We start from the raw sequence: 23,764 nt of genomic DNA, 5'->3' as shown, positions 1-23,764 counted from the left end.
ATAAATTGATGCCCTGGGCTGCTGCCCGGGGCATCAGTTTTTGTTTCGCAGTATGTCGAGCATTAGTGACCATCGGGCGCATGTTCGAAGCCCACGTTGACACGGCTGTCACATCGGGATTCGGACGGACCACTGTTCCTGACCAAGTGCGCAGATCCGGAATGAGGGGCGTAGGGCTAGTGTTGGCGCATGAACGAAGCGAAGCCAGAGCCTCCTCAGGTCTGTGTGGCCTGTACAGCGGATTCAATGTTCGGTCCGCTGTATCTGTACCCGGAGACGGGCATGGGAAAAGGCGAGGTCTTGGTGGCTACGGCGGAGTCTGCCCGAGTATTCGGAAAGGTCCGGGCCGTGTCGCTCAGAGTATTCGTGTGCCGGCACTGCGGTCACCTTCAGCTCATCGCTGCAGACCCCGAAGCCCTGTATCAACACTGGTCAGCCGAGCAGGGCGGGGAGTAGTCGCTACCGTCCCAAGGTGAATTGGGGCGGAAGATCCACTAAGGCCCACCAACCGGCAACTCCACGGACACCGTGGTCCCGGAGCCCAGAGTGGAATCCAGGAGGAGGCGTCCCATATGGCGGCTGATGATGTCGTGGGCGATTGCCAAACCGAGCCCGCTGCCTGGGACAGCCGCGGACGTGGCGTTGGAGGCCCGGTAGAAGCGGGTGAAGATGTGCGGGAGATCGTGTTCCGGGATGCCCAAACCGTTGTCTGCGATCCGGACCAGCGCGAGTCCGCCGTTCTCGGAAGTCGAGACTGAACTGGTGATGCCCACCCGGCCACCCTCGGGAGTGAACTTGATGGCGTTGGCCACGATGTTGGTGAACACCTGTTCCAGCTTTGCTTCGTCGGCCGTGACTTCGATGTCCTCAGTCCCTTCGGTAAAGGACACTGAGACGTGCCGGGACTCTGCCAGGGGCCGCAGCGTTGCCACCACGACTTGGAGGAGCTTTGCGATATCCACCGGTTTGAGGTCCAGGTTGCTGCCGTCCTGCATGGACACCGTGAGCATGTCCTCGATGAGCCTGCGGAGGCGGTTGGAGTTCCGGGCAATGACATCCAGCATCTTGCTGATGCCTTCAGGAACAGGCCCGCCGGTCCCGTCCTGGATCATGTCCAGATATGCGGTGATGGAGGTCAGGGGTGTCCGGAGCTCGTGGTTTACTGTGGCCAGGAAATCGGTCTTGGCCTTATCCAACTGCCTCAGCTGGTGGAGGACGCGTTGCTGGGCGCTGATGAGATGGCCCTGGATGAGGCCGTGGGCCACATTTCCAGCCACATGCTGCATCAACGCAATCTCGGGTCGGGTCCAATCGTGCCGTTCCTCCACGGTGGACAGCAGGATGATACCCATTGCAGAGGCGCCTTCACCCACTGGGAGAAGGACAGTGGACACGGGGTTGAGGTCACCGGACCATTCCCGCAGCGCCTTGGCAATCTTTGAGTCGGGGTCCTCCCGGTGGTCCGTGACGGCGAGGACGTCCGCCTCCGCCCAAAGCTTGTTGGCCGTCTCGATAATGGCGTTCTCGCTGTCGCCCAGCCGGGCGGGCAGCAACGGAAGGCCGGGACGGTTCCACTGCGCCCGGATGCTGGGGACGCGTTCGTCCCGGAACGTAGCGAACCAGACGTGGTCGACTCCCAGCGCCTCGCCGAAGCCGCGGACCACGTGGTCTGCGATCAGTTGGGGATCGTTGGTCTCCCGTATTGCCGAGGAGACATTGCGGAGGCTTTCCCGCAGCGCTTCGATTTCGCCGCGGGAGCGTGAGCGTTCGGTGGCCCGGCCGATCAGGGTTTCAACCCGGTGGACAACTTCCCCTGCCCGCACCGGGCTGATGACGTAGTCCGCTACCCGCCAGGACTCCACTTCCTCAAGGTCCACAATTTCCTGTGCGGCGACGATCAGCAGCATCGGAACTCCGGGGTTGCGCAATCCATGCGCAAGGGCGCTCTGGGCCACGACCACCGAGGGGTTGTGCTTCTGGATTTGCGAGGCCAAAGACTCAGCATCCGGGGCAGGGAAGACCGTGAAACCCGCTGAGGAAAGTGCGGCCGTGGTCGCGGCCAAACGGTCACTTTCTGAATCCGCCACTACGGCAGACCGGGCATGCTGTACGTCGGCAACGGTCTCGCCCACTGAGCCCCTTCCGTTCCAACGTTTCACTCACGGTATTTCATGATTTGGCAACACCCTATCAGCGGCCTTGAGGACAAAGGTGGCCGTGCGTCAAATGGGCGGGATGAGTCGCAGGCCACATCTTTACTTTGTCTCCCGGATTCGTCAGCCTTGAGGGTGTCAGCTCGGGAGCCACGTCCGCCTCCCCTGCAGCACCACCAATCGCGCAAGGAGCACTGTGGACCACCCAGCAACACCGCAGGATCATCAACAGGTGTCGTTTCAATTGGAGCTCGAGGAACAGGGCATCCTTCGCTTGACCTGGCCGCGCGGGGCCAGGATCCAGGAAGCGGACGCCCAACGGGCCATGGACCGGGTCAATGAGCTCTGCGGCCAGGAGCGCCACCCGATGATTGTGGACATGGCAACCACGGACGATGTCACCCGCGGTGCCCGCTCTGTGTTTGCCAAGCCTTGCCAGGCCAACCGCATCGCGCTCTGGGGCTCGTCACCGGTGGACAGGGTCATTGCCAATTTTTTCCTGGGCATCATGAAACCCCCGTGCCCTACCAAGTTCTTCACATCCGAAACAGAGGCGTTGGAGTGGCTGGTGGAGGCCTAGCGCCACTTATATTTGGAGAATGTTCTCCGCCCTCAGGAAGTACCTGCTGATTCCACGCCTCATCAGGCTCTCTTCCGCCGCACCCAAGGACGCCCGAACGGCCTGGGACCAGTTCTGGGGTGACATCCGCTCAACCGGCGCCACTGGCGATGTGCTGTGGGACTCGGGCAGCGACCACGAACTCCTGGGCTACCTCCCCAAGTTGGCGGAGTTGGACCCGGCATTGCCTGTGGTGGACGTTGGCTGCGGCAATGGCAGCTTCACCCGGCTGCTGGCGCAGCACTTCCCGCACGCGCTGGGGCTCGACTACTCCGCAAATGCCGTCGACCGCGCACGGCTGGAGTCAGCGGGGATAACGACGGCGTCATTTGCCGTGTGCGACATGACGGCACCTGACGCTGCGCATACAGTCGCAACGGCACTTGAAGCAGTGGGCTGGACCGGGGACGCCAATGTCTTCATTCGCGGCGTCCTGCACGTACTGGACCGGAACGGCCGGTCAGAGTTGGCGGCGAACCTGTTGCCCGTCGTCGGGACCCGCGGAGGAGTGTTCCTGGCCGAAACCAATTTTCCCGGAACGCCGGTGGACTACGTCAGCCACCTCGGCGCCACCCGCGATTCCATCCCGGCGCCTCTTGAGTGGGCCATTCGCGGGCTGCCGATGCCGGGCCGCTTCGGGGCCGCGCAACGCGCGAAGGCCTTCCCGACGGCGGACTGGAACCTTGTGGAGGAAGGCTCGGCGAGCATCGAGACGCGCCCGCTCAGCAACCCGTCTGCCCCGGACGTGATCCCGGGTTACTTCGCACTGCTGCGGGCGCGCCGGAACTGACCAACTCCTACTTCAGACCGGCTCCGGGCAGCAACTTGGTGGCGCCCACGGAGTCGGCAACAAATGCGTAGTCCCATGCGCGCTCACGCCACTGGACATACCTGCCCGATGCGCCGCCGTGCCCACCGTCCATCTCGATCTTCATGACGATTGGCTCGGAACCTGTGGAAACGGAGCGCAGCGCCTGAACCCACTTGGCTGGTTCGACGTACAGCACACGGGTGTCGTTGAAAGACGTTACCGCGGCGATTTTGGGGTAGGCCACCGCCCCCACATTCTCGTAGGGAGTGTAGGACTTCATGTAGGCGTAGGCCTCGGGGTCCGTGATCGGGTTGCCCCATTCCTCCCATTCCAGGGCGGACAATGGAAGCTCCGGATCCAAGATGGTGGTCAATGCGTCCACGAATGGCACCTGGGCCACCACGGCAACATACTTTTCCGGGGCCATGTTGGCGATGGCACCCATGAGCAAGCCGCCGGCGGATCCGCCCATGGCAGCGATGCGCGCAGGGTCCGCCCAGCCCGACCCTGCCAGCCAGTCGGTGGCCGCGATGAAGTCAGTGAAAGTGTTCTTCTTGGTGAGCTTCTTGCCATCCTCGTACCACTGCCGGCCGAGTTCACCGCCGCCCCGGATATGGGCAATCACCATGACGATTCCGCGGTCCAGAAGCGACAAGCGGGCTATGCCGAAGCCGGGATCCATGCTCATCTCGTACGAGCCGTAGCCGTACACCAGTCCAGCGGCCGTGCCGTCCTGCTGAACCGAAGCGTGACGAAGCACTGACAACGGGACGCGTGTGCCGTCGTCGGCCGTTGCCCATTCACGGGTGGCGACGTAATCCTGCGCGGAGTAACCGCCCAGGACCGGGCTCTCCTTGCGGAGCAGCAGCTGGCCGGCCGGAAGATCGGCAGTGGGCAACACGAAGTCGTAGACGCGCGACGGCGTGAAATAGGAGGTGTAGCCCATGCGGATGACGGGAGCGTCGTAGTCGGACCCTGAGACCCCGGCGGTGTAGAGCTCTTCATCAAAGGCAGGCTCAACCGGTGCGCCCTGGGTCGCGGTGCCAAGGCCGGCCAGGGGGAGCACCTGAACGCGCTCGATGGTGTCCTTGCGGACGGACAACACCAAATGCGTGGACGTGACGCCCGCGCCGTTCACGCGTACGTCGTCCGAATGTTCGACGACGGTACGCCAGTTCTGCTCTGCCAGCGGCCTGGCGAGTTCGGCCGGGTCCACCAGGCTCACCATCGAGTTGATGGCGTCCTTGTTATGGGTCAGGAGCAGGGTCTCTTTGCCGTCCAGGAGGAAGGGCTCGGCCTCGTAAAGAAGGTGGTGGTCGCGGGAGATGACGGTGCTCAGGCCGTCAGCGTACTGGTCGAAGCGGAGGAGTTGGGTCTCGCTGAACTCGGAACAGCCGATGCTGAGCACCAGATGGCGGCGGTCGGAGGAAAGATCGAAGCCAAGCCACATGGCGACGTCGTCCTCCTGGTAGAGAACCTCATCCTCGCTGACCGGAGTGCCCAGGACGTGTGCCTTTACCTGGTAGGGGCGCCACGAATCATCCACCACGGTGTAGAACAGGCGGCTGCCATCGGGGGAAAAGGCCACCCCGTAGAAAATGTCCTCGATGACGTCCGGGAGGAGTTCGCCGGTGCGCAGATCCTTGATCCGGAGGGTGAACCGTTCGTCGCCTGAGTTGTCCACGGCGTAGGCGTAGAGCTTCCCGTCCACCGTGACGGCAGCGCCGCCGACGCTGAAGAACGGTTGGCCCTCGGCTTCAATGTTGCCGTCCAGAAGCACCTGCTCACCGTCGATTTCGACGCCGGGCTCCACCGACGGAGGAGTCCAATCGGCTACTGGATCCCCGGTATTCGACGCCAGGACGCGGCACTGGATGCTGTACTCCTTGCCCTCCACCGATCGGCTGTAGTACCACCAGCCGTCCTTGCGGCTGGGTACGGACAGGTCCGTCTCCTGGGTACGGCCCTTGATCTCCTGGAACATCGCCTCGCGCAACGGTTCCTGGTGCGCCGTGACCGCTTCCTGGTATGTGTTCTCGGCCTTCAAATGGTCCACGACTTCGGCGGACTCCTTTTCCCTGAGCCACTCGTAGTTGTCCACGAAGATGTCGCCGTGGTGTTCGCGGCGGGTGGGGATGCGCTTTGCGACAGGGGGCGCGACCGCTGTTTCCGGGGCGCTGGCAGGGACCGAAGATACGTGGCTCATGTGGCCACTCTATAGACGGGCTCCGACATGGAACCAGCAATTTCGCTCAGAGCGCCGGGAGGCTGTCCACGGTACTGATAGGGAGCCATGACTTGGGCCACAACGTGGGATTCGCGTCATGACTTGCCGGGTTCCGCCACTCCATATATTGCGGGCACGTTTTCGTCCCGTTCCCGGATATTTGGAGGCTCAGATGGTACTGCTGCAACCCCACAGTGTGCACATTGGCAGGAGAGGGGGACTTCAGGCGCGCCGACATTCAGACTCCTTGCGCCGCTCCCAGGTTGATCTTGAGGTCATCATCCCGGCCTATAACGAGGCTTCCAGAATCCCCAGCACTTTGAACCAGACAGTGGATTTCCTGGCCAAGCAGCCGTGGTCCTCGCGCATTGTGGTGGTGGACAACGGCAGTGTTGACGAAACAGCCGCAGTTGTCCGCCGGATCTCGCGGGAAAAGGGAGATGTGGTTCCCATTTCGGTGGTGGGCTGCTCCAGGAAGGGGAAAGGAGCGGCAGTCCGCCGCGGCCTGCTCAGCGGAACGTCCAGGTTCACGGGCTTCTTTGACGCTGACCTGGCCACTCCTCTGGACACCCTCACCGAAGCCATGTCCCATCTGTCCGGTGGCGCATCAGCTGTCATCGCATCCCGGCATGCCCCTGGTTCAACTTTCGTCCGACCCCAACACATCGGGAGAAGAGTGGGCGGAACGGCTTTTAGGGTCCTGACAAGGTCCAAGGTCAAAGGCATCCAGGACACGCAATGCGGTTTCAAGTTTTTTGAACGGGACGCACTCACTGCAGCCATGGTGCAGTGTCGCAGCACGGGTTTCGCCTTCGACGTTGAGCTTCTGCTTCGGCTCCAGGACAACAACGCCAGCATTATCGAACTGCCTGTGGCCTGGACTGACGGAGCAGAGTCAACGTTCCGCCCCTTCCAGGACGGGGTCGCCAGCTTCGCCTCGGTGATCCAACTTCAGAAAGCTACCCCATGACGTATGCCCTGCCTGACTTGAACTCCCCAACCCGACTCGCAGGAAAGCACGTGCTGGTGCTCAACTGGCGCGACGTAAGGCACTCACAGGCCGGCGGCGCCGAGCAGTATATGCACGAAATTTCCAAGAGATGGGTGCAGAACGGAGTTCAGGTCACATGGTTCACAGGGCGCGATGCCGGCCAGGCTGCAGAGGATGTCATTGACGGCATCCGCATTCTGCGCGGCGGCGGAGCCTTGTCCATCTATGGACACGCGGCCCTTCGCCTTCTGCGGAGCAATGGCCAGTTCGATGCCGTGGTGGATTGCCAAAATGGGATTCCGTTCTTTTCCCCTTTGTTCTTGTCACGGGACATTCCGATAGTCCAACTGATCCACCACGTCCACCAGGAGCAGTTCCGGACCAGGTTCTCGCCGCCCATGGCCGCTGTGGGCCGATTCCTGGAAAGCTCGGGAGCCAAAACGGTCTACGGGCAGCGGTCCATTGTGGCGGTGTCACCCTCAACACGCCTGGAACTTCGAAAGCTGGGTTTCGCGGGTCCTGTCCACGTGGTGCCAAACGGCACCATCGACATTCCTCAGGTTGTTGCCGCTCGTGCTCTCAACCCAACCATCGCCGTCGTGAGCCGCCTGGTGCCCCATAAACGACTGGACCTGCTCCTGGGGCAGTTCGCCGTGGCGGCGCGCAGTGTTCCGAAACTAAGGATGGACATCATTGGGGACGGGCCGGAGCGGGCGCGACTCCAGCAGTTGGCCATGGATCTGGGCCTGGACCACGCTGTAACGTTCCACGGCTACCAGCCCAACAAGGTCCGTGACGAGCTGCTGAGCCGTGCCTGGCTCACGGCATCCACCTCGGCTTCCGAAGGCTGGGGCTGCTCGGTGATCGAGGCCGCGGCGTGGGGCGTCCCCTGCCTGGCCCTGCGTGTACCCGGTATCCGCGACTCCGTCGTGGATGGCAGAACAGGTTGGCTGGTGGACACCCCCAAGGAATTCGGGACCGCCATGGTTGAGGCTCTCACAGCCATGAGTGAACCGGACGCGGCCAAGGACGTCTCAGCGGATTGCCGGGAATGGGCCAGCTGCTTCACTTGGGATCGCAGCACCAAGCTGCTCACTGGTGTGCTTTTGGAAGAGGAAAAGATGCGCCGAGAGGGCGGGGACCCGCGCTCATGCCACTCTGACCTGTCCACACTGGTGCGCTTCGAACTGCCGGAAGGCGCCGATTTCCGCTCCATCCTGCGGCCCACCGACGAAGTTACCTTGATGGACGATGGACATGTCTCGGTCCTGATGAAGGGCCGCGACGAATTCGAGGCATTCGCGGCCATGCAGAAGATTGGCGTGCCCGCGGCGGAGCTCCGTCACGCCGGCCGCAATACGTTGCTTGCTGGCCCCGGGAATGCTTTCGCTCCGGCTGATGCCTTTGACGGTCAGTAGCGGTAGTTGGCCCGTGGATGTATCCGACTCGACCATGACCACAGCAATGAGCTTGAGGCCCAGAGCCGAAAGCAAGGAAAGGACTCCAGATCAAGATGTCAACATAGCCCAAAACAGTGGCTTCCTGGCCGTGTCCGCAGGAGTAGTAGGCGTGGTGAGCTATGCCTGCACGCTGCTCATGGCCAACATGCTGGGAACAGCGGACTACACACAATTCGCCGCTGCCGCGATGATTCTTGGGGTTGTGGGAATCGTAGCCAACGCGCTGGTTCCGCTTCCCTTGTCACATGTTGTTGCAGTGCACCCGGAAGGATCCGAAGAGCGTCGGAACGGTGTGGCTTTCTCGGTCTTCGTATCATGCCTGGCGGGAATCGCTGCGGCGGTCGTCACCGGCAGCGTGACTGTCGCGCTGGCTACTCCGGCCTTGGCGATGGTGGTGGCGTTGGCGGCCTTTGTCATCTTCATCGTTAATGCGCCCGCAGGATGGTTGCAGGGAGAGCTCCGCTTCACCTGGTACGCAGTGTCCACCATCGGAGAAGTAGTCCTCAGGTTGATCTTCAGCCTGCTGGTGATTGCCATGGCGTGGGGGGCCGGGGGCGCCGTGCTGGGCTTCGTTGCGGGGTGCATGGCGCCGTTGTTTGTCCCATGGTCGTTCTACCGGGATCTTCGCTGGCGTCCGCGGGTTTTGCTGGAGAAATGGCGTTGGGCAGAAACCAGCGATATCGCGTCGGTTCTGTGTGTGGTTTCCGTGCTGGTGGGCATCGACGTCGTGTTGGTCGGCTTCCTTGATAACGGCTCGGCCGCCGCGGCAGGATTCCAGGCGCTGGCCACGATTGCCAAGGGACCGGTGTACGTGGCAGCCGGAACTGCGTTGGTGGCATTTCCCCTGCTTCGCACCCCCGGCGTAAAGGTCGGCGAGGTGCTTAGCGCTTCCTTTGCTTCCTTCGGCCAGCTAGTGGTGGTGGCTTTCGCCATTATCGCTACCGCGCCGCCCATGATGTCCGGCCTGATTGTTCCACCGAAGTACCACGGTTCCCTGGATCTCCTGCCGTGGTTGGCAGCCTCGGGTCTCGGCTATGCCGTCCTGATGGTGCTTTCCACTGTCCTTCTCGCCATGCGCGCTTACCGTCGCTGCCAAATCGGCCTCGCCTGTGCATGCCTTCTGGTGGTTGGCGGGCTTTGGACGGGTTGGCAGCTGAACGCTGTCGCGGGCATGGCTGTGGGTTCCGCGTTCGGGGCACTGACGGCTGGGTTGGTCCTGGCAGTCCTGGCGCGGCCGGTCCTGATGGCAGCCCGCCCGGGAAGGGGAGCCGGGAGGTTCCTCATTGTTGCGTTCGCCTTGATCGTGGTCCTCGCAATCGCCGCGCTGCTTCAGCCCGTGGTCTGGTTGGTTATCGCCACCATCAGCGGCATCACCGTTCTTGCCCACCAGCGCGGCCTGCTGCCGTACAGGAACGACTTCAGGATCTCCCGACGACGCCGGGCCCGCCGAAGTGTGACCTCCAGAGATATTGAGACGGAGAGAAAGTGATGAGAGTTTTGCATTTGGGTTTTGAAGATCCGCGTATGCCTGGGGCAGGCGGTGGATCTGTGAGGACTCATGAAATCAACCGCCGTTTAGCAGCAAAGGGCTTTCGCATCACCGTGCTAACCACCCGGTATCCGGGCTGGCAGGAACGTGTGGAGGACGGTGTGCACTACGTGCCGATCGGCTTCGGAACTGGCAGTAACAGCCTGACCAGGCTGGTGGCCTATGTTGCCCGGCTGCCTTTCGAGGTCCGCAAACGCCGGTCAGCGGCAGATCTGGTGGTGGAGGATTTCTTCGCCCCGTTCTCCACTATGGCCGCACCGCTCTGGACCAAGCGCCCCACCGTCGGTGTAGTGCAGTGGCTGCATGCCGAGGATAAGGCGCGCCAATACAAACTGCCCCTTCACTGGATGGAGCGGTTTGGTGTCCGCAAGCATCGCCGGCTGATCTCTGTCTCGCAGGGCATCGCGGACCGGCTGACCGGCATGAATCCAGGCATCCACGTGGACGTGATCGGAAACGGCGTTGATCCCGAGGGCTGGACACCGCAACCCCACCTCGGCAAGGACGTTCTCTTTATCGGACGGCTGGAATACGGCCATAAAGGCCTGGACCTGCTGGTGGAAGCTTGGGCACGGTGCTGCAGCCGGATTGACGGCAACCTGCTCATCGCCGGCACCGGAACGGACGAAGCAAGGTTACGCGCCGCCATCCGTGCAGCCGGACTTTCTGAGCGCGTGAAAATGCTCGGATGGCTCTCCGGAGCGGAGAAGTTCCAGGCGTTGAGCAACGCCCGGCTGGTGGTGGTTCCATCCCGACACGAAACCTTTGGCTTGGTAGCGATCGATGCTTTGGCAACGGGAACCCCGGTGATTACGTTCAACATTCCCTGCCTCAGGGAGATCGTCCCACCGGGTGCAGGCTGGATGGTTGAAGCCTTTGACGTGGATGCTCTGGCAGATGAGGTGGCCCGCAGATACGTCCAGCCCGGTTTGGAAGCGGCGGGCGCCCTCGGCCGGAAATTCGCCGCAGCCTACAACTGGGATGCGCTCGCCGATCTGCAGGCTGCGTCCTACCAGGAATCACTCACCGCACTGAGTGGTACCAGAACCCTGCTGCAGGCCAGCTACCTGGAAAGGTCTTGAATGCCGCACCAATCACGAATCGAACGTTCCCTGGCCGGCGACGCTCCGTGGCTGTTCTTGTCACCCCACCTTGACGACGCCGTACTGTCCTGTGGTGGTCTGATGGAAGCACAAGCCACAGGGCGCGAGATTTTCGTCGCCACCCTGTTCACGGAGGCAATGCCGCCGCCCCACACGCGCGCAGCGCGATCTTTCATGCGCCAATGCACCATTGCGGACGCAGGAGAACTCTTTGAGGCAAGGCAGTCGGAGGACCGTGTTGTGCTGCAAGACATGGGAGTTCAGACAATTCACCTGGGAGAAGTGGACGCGCTTTTTCGATGCCGGCGCAGGCCCCCAGTGCTGGGTAGCAGTGCCTGGGACAGGCTACTCCCGGAGCTCACGCATCGGTACCCCACCTATCGGTTCGACATCGCACTGGGCAGGATTTCCAAGGGTGATCAGGAGCTTATCCGCAAACTCCGGAGCGATATTGCCGGGCTTATGTCTCAGACCAAAGCCGAGCTCCTCTTCTGCCCCGCGGGAGTGGGAAAACATGTGGACCACCTCATTACCCGCGAGGTAGGCAAGGGCCATCCGGAAAACCTGGTGATGTACTCAGACTTTCCTTACGACCTAGTGGCTGGACCGGATGAAATACACATGTCAAGGTTGGGATTTGTTCCGTGGACCTGGGACGCGGGACTGGACGCCAAGCGTGGGCGGATCAGACAGTACGCTTCGCAAGCTGACGCGCTTTTCCCTACAGGAGTGATTCCCCAGCAACCTGAAACTTACTTTGTGCCCGGATCCTTCGGGGGTGGCGAATCATGACTTCGCTTTACCGTGATGTATCTCTGCCAGGGGGGCGAGCGCGGAGGGCTGCCCGCAGGCCCCAAGCGGCGATGCGGGGATACCTGTGGGTTGCAGCGATGGTTGGACTGCTGGCCGCGGCATTTCGAGTGTTCGGTGTTCAACGGGCTAATGACGTCTTTATCGACGAAGTGACCTACGCGGACATTGCCAGGCAAATAGCAGATGGTCACATGCCGACAATTCTTGGTACCCCTTTTTTCCTGCATCCTCCAGGGTCATACGCCCTCAACGCAGTGGTTATTCGGGTGCTGGGTCTGGGAGGGCACTCCACGGATCTCGCATTGCAGCTGCGCTGGGTCAACAGTGTCCTCGGAACGGTAACAGTCGTGGTTTGCTTTCTGTTGGTTCGCCGATTGGTAGGTGTAGTACCTGCCGCGGTGGCGGGCGTCATACTCGCAAGTGATCCGTTTGTCCTCCGCATGGATGGGCGCCTGATGATGGAGACTCCAGCGGGGCTGGCGGTTTTGTCGGGATGGCTGTTGTTCCTGCTTGTACTGGAGCGTAACCAAGGACGCTCGCGCTTGTGGTTGGAAATCAGCACCGGGTTGGTCTTCGGATTGGCCATTGCCATGAAGGATATGACCGCCGTCTTCACCGTTGTCCCACTACTGGCCGCAGTGGTCTGGCGGAGAACTGTTCCACTGCAAACAGCTCTGCGTATCCTCGCCTGTTCAATCGTTCCGTATCTGATCTATCTGGGCTTGATTGCGGCCAGCGGGCTGTTTCCGGAATTCATGAACCAAAAGTCGGTGGGCGTCCTAAGAATGGTGGGGGCCGTTCAGATGACCGGGTTTAATTCAGTCCACAGCGTGAGCCTTACCGACCGGCTCATCGACCTGGCCGGTCGGTTCGGCACCAGCTATCTGCTTCTGGGACTGTCCGTCGTGGCCGGTGTTGTGGCCGCGATGTCTCCGCTGGTGGAACGGCGGGTCATGGGTTTGTTCTCGATCCTTACCGGTTTCGTTGGGGTCTACTCCGTTTTCTTCGGGGCCGCAGAAGAACAGTTTGGCTATTGCGTCGTGCTGGCCGCAGTGGTTTCAACGCCCGTAGCCGCTGTGATGGTGGTGAAATGGCGGCCCCGTCTTCGTGGGGTGGTGGGAGCTTTCGCGGCAGTCATGGCCGTCCTTAGCCTGTTTCTTGGTATTCAGGCAAGGTCAGTGGTGGATGACGGGCTTGTGCGTGCCCGTGATTGGATGACCGCCGAGCTGCCTCCGTCCTCGAAGGTGGCTTTGACGTCCGTAACGGGAGAATTCGCCTTGCAGCCACATGAGGGCTGGGCAGTCCTGCCCTCGCTACAGTCCCTGCGGGATGGAGGCGCCGAATACGTCCTGACTCAGGGCAGGCCGTTGAGTGAGGGGTACGGTTTTGCTTCGCCTGAATTCTTGGGCTGGCTGCAGGAGAACGCTCAGCCGGTTTTCACTTTCACTGGACCAACGTCAGGTGACACCGTTGTGTGGATGTTGGACCGCGCAAAGTTGGAGGCGGCTGTTGACGGAGGGCTGGTACTGCCTCCTGTAACGGGCGGGTACCCATGAGACGCCTGCTTCCTGCACTCTTGCTTTCCATCGTCTTGATCTCTGTGAGCGTCGGATGCAGCGTGAAAACCGAGGGCGCGCCTGAGCGTATGACTTTCGGAGTATTGGGGTCCACCTGTACTCCAGAACGTCTGGCAGCGCTCCATGAGGCTGGCGTTTCCGTGGTGGAACTGCCGATTGCCTGGGATCGGTACCAGCCTGAAGCAGGACAGGTGGATCGTGACTACGTTGCGGAAGTGCGGGAGCGGCTGAATAATTGCCGCCAAGCCGACATGGGAATGGTCCTGTCCCCAGGCCTGCACTACCCGCCCGACTGGGTCAGGGACCTCCCCGACGGGCAACTGAGAGGAAACGCCGGGGGCGTGCCACGAAACGCCGGAGCCGAACTGATATTCAGCGCCGACGTCCGCAACGCCGCCCAAAAATACCTGGCCCGCGTCGTGTCTGATCTCGGGTTCGAGGGCATCACAGCGATACGCGTGGGAACGAACGCCAGCGGCGAACTCGGGTACCCCGGGCCCGGCGACGGCGGAAACGAACGAGAGTTCTGGGCGTTTGGTGACGCTCCCCAGTACGGCATCGGATTACCTGAGGGCGTAGCACCCTCGCCCATGCCCGGATGGGTTCCTGGCACCCGTTCCTGGAACGGCAAACCCGTCACCGACGAACAAGTCCAACGCTGGTGGGACTGGTACACCGGATCCGCCGTGGACGCAGTGACGTGGCAGATCAGCGAGCTACGGACACTCGGGTACCAGGGCAGCGTGCACGTCCCAGTAGCGGGCCGCGGAGTCCTGCCAACCGACAAATCAGAAGCCATCAAAGGGCGCCTGGACGGGCGGGCTAACCCGGACGGCGCCCAGGAACGCGGCCTGGACTACAGCGAACAATTCACCGCCCTGGCAACCATGCCAGGAGTGGACGTGGACTTCACCGGCCTGGACGACGTATCGGACGTCAAAGCACGGGCCGCCGAACCGCGCCAGGACCAATGCCTCTCCACCGACGACGAGAACGTACTGCAACAAGACGTCTCGGCATGGTCCTCCCACAGGTACACGACCGCCTTGGCTCGACGCGCCGGACTCGGGCTGGTCGGTGAAAACCCCGGCCCACCCGACGCACCATTCACCGGCGGCTCACCCCTCTCACACAACCTCGCGGAACAACTGCAAACAGCACCCAGATACGCCAAAGAATGTGGCATGACAATGTTCCTGTTCGGCTTCGAAGAGAACCTCTTTGAAGAAAAGGGCCGTACCGGCAAAGGCGCCACCGTTGAGGACTACAAAGAAGTCATCCGGCAGCTCCAAGCGGCAACGTCATTCTGAGCGGAGGGCGCTGGCCAGGGTCACCCGGTTACGGCCGGAGGCCTTCGCCGCGTACAGGGCGAGGTCGGCTTCGCGCAGAAGTTGCTCGCTGCCCGCCCGGTGCCCTTCGGTGAAGGCCGAGACGCCGGCGCTGATGGTCAGGACGCCGTCGGGGTCCCCGGAATGCTCGATGCGCAGGTCATGCACCGCGGACCGGACGCGTTCCATGACGGTCCGTGCACCCGAGACCGATTCGTCGCGGAGGACCAGCAGGAACTCTTCGCCACCAAAGCGATACACGGCGTCGGCCTTCCGTACTTCGCGGGCGAGGGTTGTTGCGATCGCCAGCAGCGCGGCATCCCCGGCCTGGTGACCGTAGATGTCGTTGTAGCTCTTGAAGTTATCCACATCCACCATGGCCAGGCAGTAGTCGTGGTCTTCGTGGCTGTGCAACTGGCCCAGGTCTTCCGTGAGCTTCAGCCGGTTGTGCAGCTTCGTCAGCGGATCCGTGCGCGCTTGCTCAGTCAGCGCGGTGCGGTAGCGGGCCAGGTCTGCGTGCAGCGACGTGATGCGTTGGGCAGCGAGGAGGCGGATATGCAGGCTGAAGGGGTCCAGCGGCTTGGTGACGTAGTCGTCAGCACCGGCTTCCATGCCGGCCAGGACGTCTTTCCGGGATCCGTGGGACGTCACAAGAATGATGTAGGTGTAGCTGTCCTGCTCGGAGGCACGAATGGCCCGGCAAAGGTCCAGTCCGTTGAGGCCGGGCATCATCAGGTCCGTCACCACAGCTTCCGGGCTGTGGTCCTGGTACATCTGCCATGCCGAGTCACCGTCCACTGCCACGATGCATTCGTGGCCTGACTGCTCGACGGCGGCCTTGGTGATCATCCGGGAGATCTGGTCGTCGTCGGCGATCAGGACTTTCATGAAGCTCCTTGGAGAGTGCGTTCGAGGGCAAGGTCCACGCGCGCGAGTTCCGCCTGCAACTGCGCCAGCACCGGTGTGCCTTGGGCTGCCAGGTCCGGGCCTGCTTCACGGCCGGACCGTTCCAAATCCTTACACAGGACGGCCGCGCCGTTCGCTCCGATGTTGGACGCCGCGCCGGCGAGTTTATGGGCGGCCGCTTCCACGGACGCTGCTTGCCCGGCGTCCAGCGCAGACCGCAGGGCTTCCAAGGTCGCCTCTGCATCCTGCCGGAAAGCCCTGATCGCCTCGGGGAGCAGGCCCAAACCGTCAGCGGGACCCAGTTCGCGCAGGATCTGCAGCCGCCCGGCATCCAGGACACCGCTATCCGGAACAACAGCGCTCGACGCCGGTGCTTCCGCCGGCTCTTGCACGACGCCCACCGCAGCCTGCGCTGCCGACCCGCCAACCGCCGTCGACGTTTCATCAACCTCCGGGACCCAACGGGTGAGAACTTCCCCGAGTTTGGCCAGGTCCACGGGCTTGCTGATGTAGTCGTCCATGCCGGCAGCGAAGCAGCGCTCGCGGTCCTCGTTCAGTGCCCCTGCCGTCATGGCGATGATGGGAATCCGGGCCGAGTGCCCGTTGCGGGCCCGGATGGCCCGGGTCGCGTCGAAGCCGTCCATGACGGGCATGTGGCAGTCCATGAGCACCGCTGCGTATGTCCCGGACAGCGCTGCTGTAACGGCCTTGGCGCCGTCATCCACAATGTCCACGTCGTAGCCCAGCCTGTTTGCCATGCCACGGGCTACCAACTGGTTGACCTCGTTGTCTTCGGCAACCAGCAGTTTTCCCAGCCGCCGTACGGGTTCGGCCGTCGCAAATATCTCCGAGGAAGCAGTCGGGGCAGCGGAGCCCACCGTCCTGGTGGCCATGAGGCGCAGGAGACGGTTGTAGAACTCTGAGCTTCGGACGGGTTTGGTGAGGTATTCCCGGATGCCTGCGCTGACGAGGTCGCCCCTTTCAACCTGCATTGTGGAGGTCAGCAGGATGATCCCAGGCGTCCCGGAACCTTCGTTTTCACTCTTGATTTGGCGCGCCAGTTCAAGACCGTCGGTATCGGGCATGCACATGTCCACCACGGCGATGTCGTAGGGGTGGCTTGTCAGCACGGCTGTGCGGTATTCATCCATTGCTGAGGCGGCGTCGGCAACGGCCACTGGCTGCATGCCCCAACTGGCCAGTTGCTTTTCCAGCACCAATCGGTTGGTTGCATTGTCGTCCACCACCAGCACCCTGCGGCCGGCGAGCGTGGCAGGCAAGGTGCCTGAGTCGGACGCTGCCGGGCCAACGGGAAGTTCCAGGACGAACCAGAATTTGCTGCCGGTTCCCGGCTCGCTCTCAAGTCCGATCCTGCCGCCCATGACTTCGGTGAGGCGGCGTGAGATGGCCAAACCCAGGCCCGTGCCGCCATACCGCCGCGTTGTGGAAGCATCGGCCTGGGCGAAGGATTCGAACAACCGGTGATGGTCTTCGGCGCTGATGCCGATGCCTGTGTCCCGGACTTCAAATCGCAGTGCGGCGTTCTCTGTGTCCCTACTGACCACGGAGACCTGGATTTCGACTTCGCCGGCCGGGGTGAACTTCACTGCGTTGGAGGAAAGGTTCAGAAGGATCTGGCGGATTCGTCCGGAATCGCCCATCAGGCGTTCCGGAACGTCGGGGTGGCAGTAGGAGATGAGTTCCAGGTTTTTGCCCTGCGCGGCTTCTGCAACCAGCCCGGCCACCTCATCCACCAAGGCCCGGGGATCGAAGGAGTTTACGTCCAGGTCCACTTTGCCGGCTTCCAGTTTGGAGAAGTCCAGGATGTCGTTGATCAGCGTCAATAGAACCTCGCCGGCGCCCTTGACGCCTTGGGCGTATTGCCGCTGGCCCTCGCTCAGGGGAGTGTCCATCATGAGCGACGTCAGGCCGATTACCGCGTTGAGCGGAGTCCGGATTTCGTGGCTCATGGTGGCCAGGAATTCGGATTTGAGCCTGCTCGCTTCCAACGCTGCTTCACGTGCGGCGAGGAGTTCCTTCTCGGCCGCCCTGCGTTCGGTAATGTCCCGGGAGATGGTGGCGACGCCGCGGATGCCGGATTCGCCCCGGACGGGGGACAGCGTCACTGACACCGGAATAACGTCACCGTCTCCGCGCTTACGCAGTGTCTCGTAATTCTGAACATCACCACTTTGGGCAGTGGCTTCCAACGCTCCTCGTTCCTTCTCCATCAACTCGGCGGGGACGAAGAAGTCGCCCTTCCTGCCGATTGCCTCCGCCGCCGGGTACCCGAAGATGCGCTCCGCCCCTGGGTTCCAACTGGTGATCACGCCGTTGGGTGTTTCGCCGATGATGGCGTCGCCGGAGGAGTTGACTATTGCCCCGAGCCCCTCCAGCTCGGCAGTGCGTTCGGCCACTTTGGACTCGAGGTCGCGGGTCAGCGTCACATTCTCGACGACGATCAACACCTGCCGGACGATGACGAAGACAATCACCACCAGTCCGGTGACCAGCAGGATGCGGTCCTCCCCGATGGGACGGCTGCGCGAGAAGAACACGGCGCTGAACACAGGGAGGTAAGGGAGCAGTTCAAGGGCGGCAGCGTAGGCCCGTCCATCATTGCGCGTGCTGTCCGCTTCCGGGAGCAACGGGCTGAGTCCCACCAGCAGGAAGGCGAACACCCACCCCAGCGCCAGCGGGGAGCCCGTGACACCCGTGATGCCCTGGAGCGTGAAGCTCATATAGGCCAGGTCTGTAATGGCAAGGACCCAGAAGCCAATTCCCAGGCTCAGCCAGGGAAGCCGGCGGCCGCGGGCCGCGCGCATTGTCAGGACGATCACCACGGAGACCATGAACACATCAGCAATGGGATAGGCCATCTGCGTTGCCTGGGCAAAAGCGTCTTGGTCGGTGGTTGCTGCCAAGGATCCGAGGACGGAGCTCCATGCGATGAAGAACATGGAGCTTGCCACCACGCCGGCGTCCAGTATGGTGCGGCGCAGTGAAATGCGCAGCCCCTGGCCCCTCAACAGCAGCAGCAGGCCAATGGAAGTGGGCAGCGCGTACCAAACAAAGCCGATGTCCGCGAAGGAAGGGAACGGGTACTGATGGTCAAGCGTGATGCCGTTGATGGTCCACACGGTTTGCCCGGCGCACCATACGGCCAAGCCTGCCACGATGAACCATCGGCCGGCCGTGTTGTCCTGTCGTTTCCGGGCAGCGAGGGTGTGGGTGGTCAGCGCGGTGAGTGCAGCGAGAAGGATCGCCAAGTCACCGGCGAGTTGCGCCGTCGTCGTTCCTGTTCCGCTTGCCAGCCCGAAGACCAGCAAGACCAGACAAACCCCAACAGGCACTAAAAAGATCGGCCATCCATGTCGTGCCGACAAGCGCACTGGAAGAACCTCGTGCTTCACTCCTGCCACTGAACCCCTGCCTTCAAAAGTGGCCCCACCAAAAGCGAACAACGCGTCGTGCCTGCGCTGAGGAGAGCATACGCCGAAATCCCCGCCTGAGTAGCAGATCAGGGCCGTTTTGACGATTCATAACGGCCTGATCTGCTACTTAGTTGGGTCAGAGCTCAGGAATGAGGGCCTTTGAGTAAATCACGGAGCCCAAAGCGTTGCGCAGGCTCACCGTAAACACGCCGTCGGAGGCAAGGTCCACGTGCCCGAAGTACTGGTTTTCACCATCGCGCGGTGACTCACCCGCGAAACGCCCCGCCTTGGCGAACAGAACCTCGGGGCCGAACGTCCCATCCATCTCGCTGGGCCCGAAGGAACCCGCGTTGATGGGCCCGGCCACGAACTCCCAGAAGGGGTCGAAGTCGGTGAAGGTGGCGCGTTCGGGGGAGTAGTGGTGCGCGGCGCAGTAGTGGACATCGGCAGTCAGCCACACCGTGTTCTTCACACCAAATTTCTTGAACGCGCTCAGCACGCCCGCGATCTCCAGTTCGCGGCCCAAAGGAGCTCCGTGGTCCCGGTTGGCCAGGCTTTCCTGGTTAACGGCGCCGTCAGGAACGATGATGCCGAGTGGCAGGTCGGCAGCGATCACCTTCCATGTCGCTTTGGACTTCCGGACTTCCTTGATCAACCAGTCCACTTGCTCCTGGCCAAGGATGTTGGTGGCGTACGGTTCCTTGCCGTCGGTGTTCGGCGACTTGAACGTCCGCATGTCCAGGCAGAAGATGTCCAGTTGGGGGCCGCGCGAAATCTTCCGGTAGATGCGCGCCGGCTGATACTGACCGGCGTCGTACGATCCCGGGCGCCACAGCGCCGCGGCGTCGGCAATCGGCATGTTTTCCTGCCACGCCTGTCGTCCGCGGGCTGCCAGGACGTTGACGTTCCGTTCGGTATAGCGGGGGTCGTCCAGGATTTCGCCGGGGTACCAGTTGTTGGTGGTCTCGTGGTCATCCCACTGCGCGATGACAGGGACGTCGGCGAACATGGCCCGCATGTTGGCGTCCAGCGAGTTGTAACGGTGCCGGCCCCGGTACTCCTTGAGGGTTTCGGCCACTTTGGAGACTTCCTCGGTGACGATGTTCCGCCACACCTGGCCGTCTTTTTCGGTCACAGTGGCGGCGATGGGGCCGTCGGCGTAGATGGTGTCGCCGGAGTGGATGAAGAAGTCCGGCTTGGTGGCATGCATGGCCTTGTAGCCGCGCATGCCGCCCAGGTCCTCGTTGATGCCCCAGCCCTGGCCGGCGGTATCGCCGGTCCAGACGAAGGACTGGGAGTACGACGACGACCTGCCGCCTCCGCGCGGGTCTTCAGTGCCGCCGTCGTGCTCTCCCTTGGAAGAGCCGGGTGCCGTGCGGAAGGTGCCGTGAACTGCTTCGCCATGGCCGTTCTCGTCCTCGAAGTTCAGTTCCATTGCGAAGCGGGTGCCGGCGGGGAGGCCTTTGGCCTGGATCTTGGCGGTGAAGTCGCTCGCTTCGTTGGCCAAAGGGCCGCGGATGGTGCGGCTGAAACCGTAGCGGCCGCGCAGGATTTCGCCCGAGTCGTCCACTGCCTGCAACAAAGCCGTGAGCCGGCCGGGCCCGGAAGCGCGGGACCAAAGGACGGCGGAGTCGGTGGTGACGTCGCCGGTTGCGATCCCGGTGGGAAGCGTAAGCCGCTTGCGGACCAGGGGGATGGCGGACGGGGCCGCGGATCCAGAGGTTGCGGAGGCGGGGGCTGCGCTGGTGGCGAGGCCGGTCAGGGCCAGGCCTGCGAGGGACGTCTTGACGAGGGTGCGGCGCGTGAGGTCGGTCATGTCGTCCACTGTTGCGAGCGCCCATGAACGGAAAGTGAGGCTGAGGTAAAGGAACCCGGACCTTGACTGAAAACACCCCCTCCGCATATTCTGAACGAACGGTCGGTAATTTATTAGGAGCAACCATGGCATCGCAGAATCTGCAGTCAGTGCCCGCTGAGCTGTCCCCGGAGGAGCAGGAGCGGGAGGCAGCCGGTCAGGCGTATTTTGATCGCATCATTTCGGAGGACTCGCGCATCGAACCGCGCGACTGGATGCCCGCGGCTTACCGCAAGACTTTGCTGCGCCAGATCTCGCAGCACGCGCACTCGGAAATCATCGGCATGCAGCCGGAAGCCAACTGGATCACCAGGGCGCCGAGCCTGAAGCGCAAGTCCATCCTCATGGCCAAGGTCCAGGATGAGGCCGGCCATGGTCTCTACCTGTACTCGGCAGCCGAGACCCTGGGCCAGTCCCGGGACCAGATGATGGAAGACCTGATTGCCGGCAAGGCCCGGTATTCGTCCATCTTCAACTACCCCACGATTTCCTGGGCAGACATGGGAGCCATTGGCTGGCTTGTTGATGGCGCCGCCATCTGCAACCAAGTGCCCCTGTGCCGTGCCTCGTACGGTCCCTACGGTCGCGCAATGGTGCGCATCTGCAAGGAAGAATCGTTCCACCAGCGCCAGGGCTTTGAGATCCTGCTGGAACTTGCCAACGGGACGCCTGCGCAGAAGCAGATGGCCCAGGACGCAGTGAACCGCTGGTACGCGCCGTCGCTGATGATGTTCGGCCCGCCGGATGACGATTCACCCAACTCCAAGCAGTCCATGGCCTGGAACATCAAGCGCTTCAGCAACGACGAGCTGCGCAGCCGGTTCGTCGGAATGATGGTGGAGCAGGTCCGGGTCCTCGGCTTGACCCTGCCTGACAAAGACGTCCGTTTCAACGAAGAAACCAAGAAATGGGAGCACGGACCCCTGGACTGGAACGAGTTCAAGGAAGTCCTTGCCGGCCGCGGTCCCTGCAACTCGCAGCGCGTTGAGCGCCGCCGTGAGGCACACGAAAACGGTGCCTGGGTTCGCGAAGCCGCAGTGGCCTACGCCCGTAAGCAAGCACAGAAGGAACACGCAGCATGAGCCCTCACGGTAACCCGGAAGCACCGGGCAGCGCCGCCAGCGAAATCAACCGCGAAGCACCCAAGGTTGCGGCCACCACGGAAGAGCACCAGGAATCCCCATGGTCCCTGTGGGAGGTCTTCGTGCGCTCCAGCCGAGGCCTGTCCCACGTGCACGCCGGTTCTTTGCACGCACCGGACGCCGCCATGGCCCTCCGGAACGCCCGCGACCTCTACACCCGCCGCAACGAGGGCGTTTCCATCTGGGTTGTCCCGGCCGAGGCGATTTCCTCCAGCGATCCCGACTCCAAGGGTTCCTTCTTTGAGTCCCCGCAGGGCAAGGATTACCGCCACGCAACGTACTACACCAAGAGCGAAGGCGTGAAGCACCTGTGACTACCAAAGACACTGACTTCGCCATCGAAGGCCACGGGGACATTTCCGTGGGCGTCCACGGAGCCGGCGCTTCGGGCGACGGTTCCGCCAGCGCCACCCGCATCACGCCGGGCAACGCGCTGCGGCCCGAAGACATCGCCCTCGAAATCAGCCGCGGGCAGGTCAAGCCCAGCGAGGATGTTGCAGAGTTTGCGCTGCGCATCGGCGACGACGGACTGATCCTCGCCCAGCGCCTGGGCCACTGGATTTCCCGTGCGCCCGAGCTGGAGGAAGACATCGCGCTGGGCAACATTGCCCTGGACCAGTTGGGCCACGCAAGGTCGTTCCTGACCTACGCCGGCGCCGCTTGGGGCAAGTCGGAGGACGACCTGGCCTACTTCCGCCGCGAGCACGAGTTCCGTTCCGCGCACCTCTTTGAGCAGCCCAACGGCGACTTCGCAGTCACCATTGCCCGGCAGTTCATCGTGAGCTTCTACCAGTACGAGCTCTACACAAAGCTCATGGAGTCCACCGACGCCACCCTCGCTGCCATCTCCGCGAAGGCCGTCAAGGAAGTGGATTACCACCGCGACCACAGCGCCCAGTGGGTACTTCGCCTGGCCGGCGGCACGGAGGAGTCCCGCGAGCGCATCATCCAGGGCTTCAAGCTTGTGTGGCCGTATGTGGACGAACTCTTCGAAGACGACGAGCTCACCACCCGCCTGGCGGAGGCCAGCGTCGCGGTGCAGCCCTCCAGCCTGCGTGCTGAGTTCGACCGACTCACCGGCGAGATCATGGCCGAGGCCGAGCTGGAAATCCCCGGCGTCCCGCAGTCCCTGGGCGGTGGCCGCCGTGGCAAGCACTCCGAATTCCTGGGCTACATCCTCGCTGAAATGCAGGTACTGGCCCGCGAACACCCCGGCGCGAGCTGGTGACCACCATGACGACGCAGTCACGGACGCAGCTACGTACAGCTGAGCAGCGGGCATGGGACATTGCGTCCACGGTCTGCGATCCGGAGATCCCGGTCCTCACCATCGAGGACCTGGGGATCCTGCGTGGCGTGCGGGTAGTCCCGAGCGAAGCGGCAGGCGAGCACGACGGCGGCCCCTCAAGTACCGCCGTCGAGGTCACCATCACGCCCACGTACTCCGGCTGCCCGGCGATGGACGCCATTGGTGACGATCTGCGGACAGCTTTCGGGAAGGAGGGCTACGCGAGCGTGCACATCAACCTGGTGTTGTCGCCGGCGTGGACCACTGACTGGATGACGGATTCCGGCAAAGCCAAGCTGGAGGAGTACGGGATTGCCCCGCCCACCGGCATGGCTGCCGCCGGTGGCCACTCCGGTCCTGTCCGCTTGAGCCTTGCCGTGAAATGCCCGCAGTGTTCGTCGTTGAACACCAAGGAACTCACCCGCTTTGGTTCCACCTCCTGCAAGGCGTTGTTCGTCTGCCAGGACTGTAAGGAACCGTTCGACTACTTCAAAGTCCTCTAAGGAAT

18 protein-coding genes are annotated in these 23,764 nt (G+C 62.6%); 13 read left to right on the top strand and 5 right to left on the bottom strand.

Annotated features, from left to right (window positions below; all coding sequences use genetic code 11):
* Positions 1–494: 494 nt before the first annotated feature.
* The gene (locus GVL04_RS06195) at positions 495–2,132 is read right to left on the bottom strand and encodes an ATP-binding protein (RefSeq protein WP_159701132.1); all 1,638 of its coding nucleotides are present in this window, start codon (positions 2,130–2,132) and stop codon (positions 495–497) included.
* Positions 2,133–2,349: 217 nt separating this feature from the next.
* On the opposite strand from GVL04_RS06195, the gene GVL04_RS06190 reads away from it, so the two are divergent.
* Positions 2,350–2,733, top strand: a complete 384-nt coding sequence (locus GVL04_RS06190) for an STAS/SEC14 domain-containing protein (protein ID WP_159701129.1) — start codon at positions 2,350–2,352, stop codon at positions 2,731–2,733.
* 19 nt (positions 2,734–2,752) lie between these two features.
* Complete coding sequence (locus GVL04_RS06185; protein WP_159701126.1) at positions 2,753–3,562, top strand: class I SAM-dependent methyltransferase; 810 nt, start codon at positions 2,753–2,755, stop codon at positions 3,560–3,562.
* A gap of 7 nt (positions 3,563–3,569) precedes the next feature.
* On the opposite strand, the gene GVL04_RS06180 is transcribed toward GVL04_RS06185, so the two are convergent.
* A complete protein-coding gene (locus tag GVL04_RS06180; protein ID WP_159701123.1) occupies positions 3,570–5,789 on the bottom strand; it encodes a S9 family peptidase in 2,220 nt (739 codons plus the stop codon).
* Between the two features lie 268 nt (positions 5,790–6,057).
* Here GVL04_RS06180 and GVL04_RS06175 point away from each other — a divergent pair, with 268 nt between their 5' ends.
* The 7 genes from GVL04_RS06175 to GVL04_RS06145 all read left to right on the top strand — a co-directional run bounded on the left by GVL04_RS06175 (position 6,058) and on the right by GVL04_RS06145 (position 14,613).
* Complete coding sequence (locus tag GVL04_RS06175; RefSeq protein ID WP_235036193.1) at positions 6,058–6,780, top strand: glycosyltransferase; 723 nt, start codon at positions 6,058–6,060, stop codon at positions 6,778–6,780.
* A complete protein-coding gene (locus GVL04_RS06170) occupies positions 6,777–8,219 on the top strand; it encodes a glycosyltransferase family 4 protein (protein ID WP_159701117.1) in 1,443 nt (480 codons plus the stop codon). Before GVL04_RS06175 ends, GVL04_RS06170 begins: the two co-directional genes overlap by 4 nt.
* Positions 8,182–9,750, top strand: coding sequence for an oligosaccharide flippase family protein (locus tag GVL04_RS06165; RefSeq protein ID WP_327785612.1), 1,569 nt, complete (start codon positions 8,182–8,184; stop codon positions 9,748–9,750). The genes GVL04_RS06170 and GVL04_RS06165 overlap by 38 nt, the downstream gene beginning before the upstream one ends.
* Positions 9,751–9,809: 59 nt before the next feature.
* Positions 9,810–10,892 (top strand): glycosyltransferase family 4 protein, encoded by a 1,083-nt coding sequence (locus GVL04_RS06160; RefSeq protein ID WP_235036192.1) that lies wholly within the window; start codon positions 9,810–9,812, stop codon positions 10,890–10,892.
* Complete coding sequence (locus GVL04_RS06155) at positions 10,893–11,705, top strand: PIG-L deacetylase family protein (protein WP_200846763.1); 813 nt, start codon at positions 10,893–10,895, stop codon at positions 11,703–11,705.
* Entirely contained in the window at positions 11,702–13,282 is a 1,581-nt protein-coding gene (locus tag GVL04_RS06150; protein WP_235036191.1) for a glycosyltransferase family 39 protein, read from the top strand. The genes GVL04_RS06155 and GVL04_RS06150 overlap by 4 nt, the downstream gene beginning before the upstream one ends.
* An 89-nt stretch (positions 13,283–13,371) precedes the next feature.
* A complete protein-coding gene (locus GVL04_RS06145; RefSeq protein ID WP_159701108.1) occupies positions 13,372–14,613 on the top strand; it encodes a hypothetical protein in 1,242 nt (413 codons plus the stop codon).
* Here GVL04_RS06145 and GVL04_RS06140 read toward each other — a convergent pair.
* The 3 genes from GVL04_RS06140 to GVL04_RS06130 all read right to left on the bottom strand — a co-directional run bounded on the left by GVL04_RS06140 (position 14,605) and on the right by GVL04_RS06130 (position 20,787).
* Entirely contained in the window at positions 14,605–15,519 is a 915-nt protein-coding gene (locus GVL04_RS06140) for a diguanylate cyclase (protein WP_159701105.1), read from the bottom strand. The two genes, GVL04_RS06145 and GVL04_RS06140, sit on opposite strands and share 9 nt — an antisense overlap.
* Positions 15,516–18,890, bottom strand: coding sequence for a PAS domain-containing hybrid sensor histidine kinase/response regulator (locus GVL04_RS06135; protein WP_235036190.1), 3,375 nt, complete (start codon positions 18,888–18,890; stop codon positions 15,516–15,518). Before GVL04_RS06135 ends, GVL04_RS06140 begins: the two co-directional genes overlap by 4 nt.
* Positions 18,891–19,107: 217 nt before the next feature.
* Positions 19,108–20,787: an alkaline phosphatase gene (locus tag GVL04_RS06130; RefSeq protein WP_159701099.1), complete on the bottom strand. Its 1,680-nt coding sequence runs from the start codon at positions 20,785–20,787 to the stop codon at positions 19,108–19,110.
* Between the two features lie 125 nt (positions 20,788–20,912).
* On the opposite strand from GVL04_RS06130, the gene paaA reads away from it, so the two are divergent.
* From paaA to paaD, 4 genes are read left to right on the top strand one after another with little or no spacing between them, the layout of a single operon-like run.
* Positions 20,913–21,908: a 1,2-phenylacetyl-CoA epoxidase subunit PaaA gene (gene paaA, locus GVL04_RS06125; protein WP_159701096.1), complete on the top strand. Its 996-nt coding sequence runs from the start codon at positions 20,913–20,915 to the stop codon at positions 21,906–21,908.
* The gene (paaB, locus tag GVL04_RS06120; RefSeq protein WP_159701093.1) at positions 21,905–22,282 is read left to right on the top strand and encodes a 1,2-phenylacetyl-CoA epoxidase subunit PaaB; all 378 of its coding nucleotides are present in this window, start codon (positions 21,905–21,907) and stop codon (positions 22,280–22,282) included. The genes paaA and paaB overlap by 4 nt, the downstream gene beginning before the upstream one ends.
* On the top strand, positions 22,279–23,196 hold the full coding sequence (gene paaC / locus GVL04_RS06115; protein WP_159701090.1) for a 1,2-phenylacetyl-CoA epoxidase subunit PaaC: 918 nt from the start codon (positions 22,279–22,281) through the stop codon (positions 23,194–23,196). Before paaB ends, paaC begins: the two co-directional genes overlap by 4 nt.
* A 5-nt stretch (positions 23,197–23,201) precedes the next feature.
* Positions 23,202–23,759 (top strand): 1,2-phenylacetyl-CoA epoxidase subunit PaaD, encoded by a 558-nt coding sequence (gene paaD / locus GVL04_RS06110; RefSeq protein WP_200846762.1) that lies wholly within the window; start codon positions 23,202–23,204, stop codon positions 23,757–23,759.
* The last annotated feature ends 5 nt before the right edge of the window (positions 23,760–23,764 follow it).

The sequence above is a fragment of the Arthrobacter sp. 18067 genome (assembly GCF_902706295.1).
Classification (GTDB): Bacteria; Actinomycetota; Actinomycetes; order Actinomycetales; family Micrococcaceae; genus Arthrobacter.
This window is presented reverse-complemented; position numbering and strand designations above follow the sequence as displayed.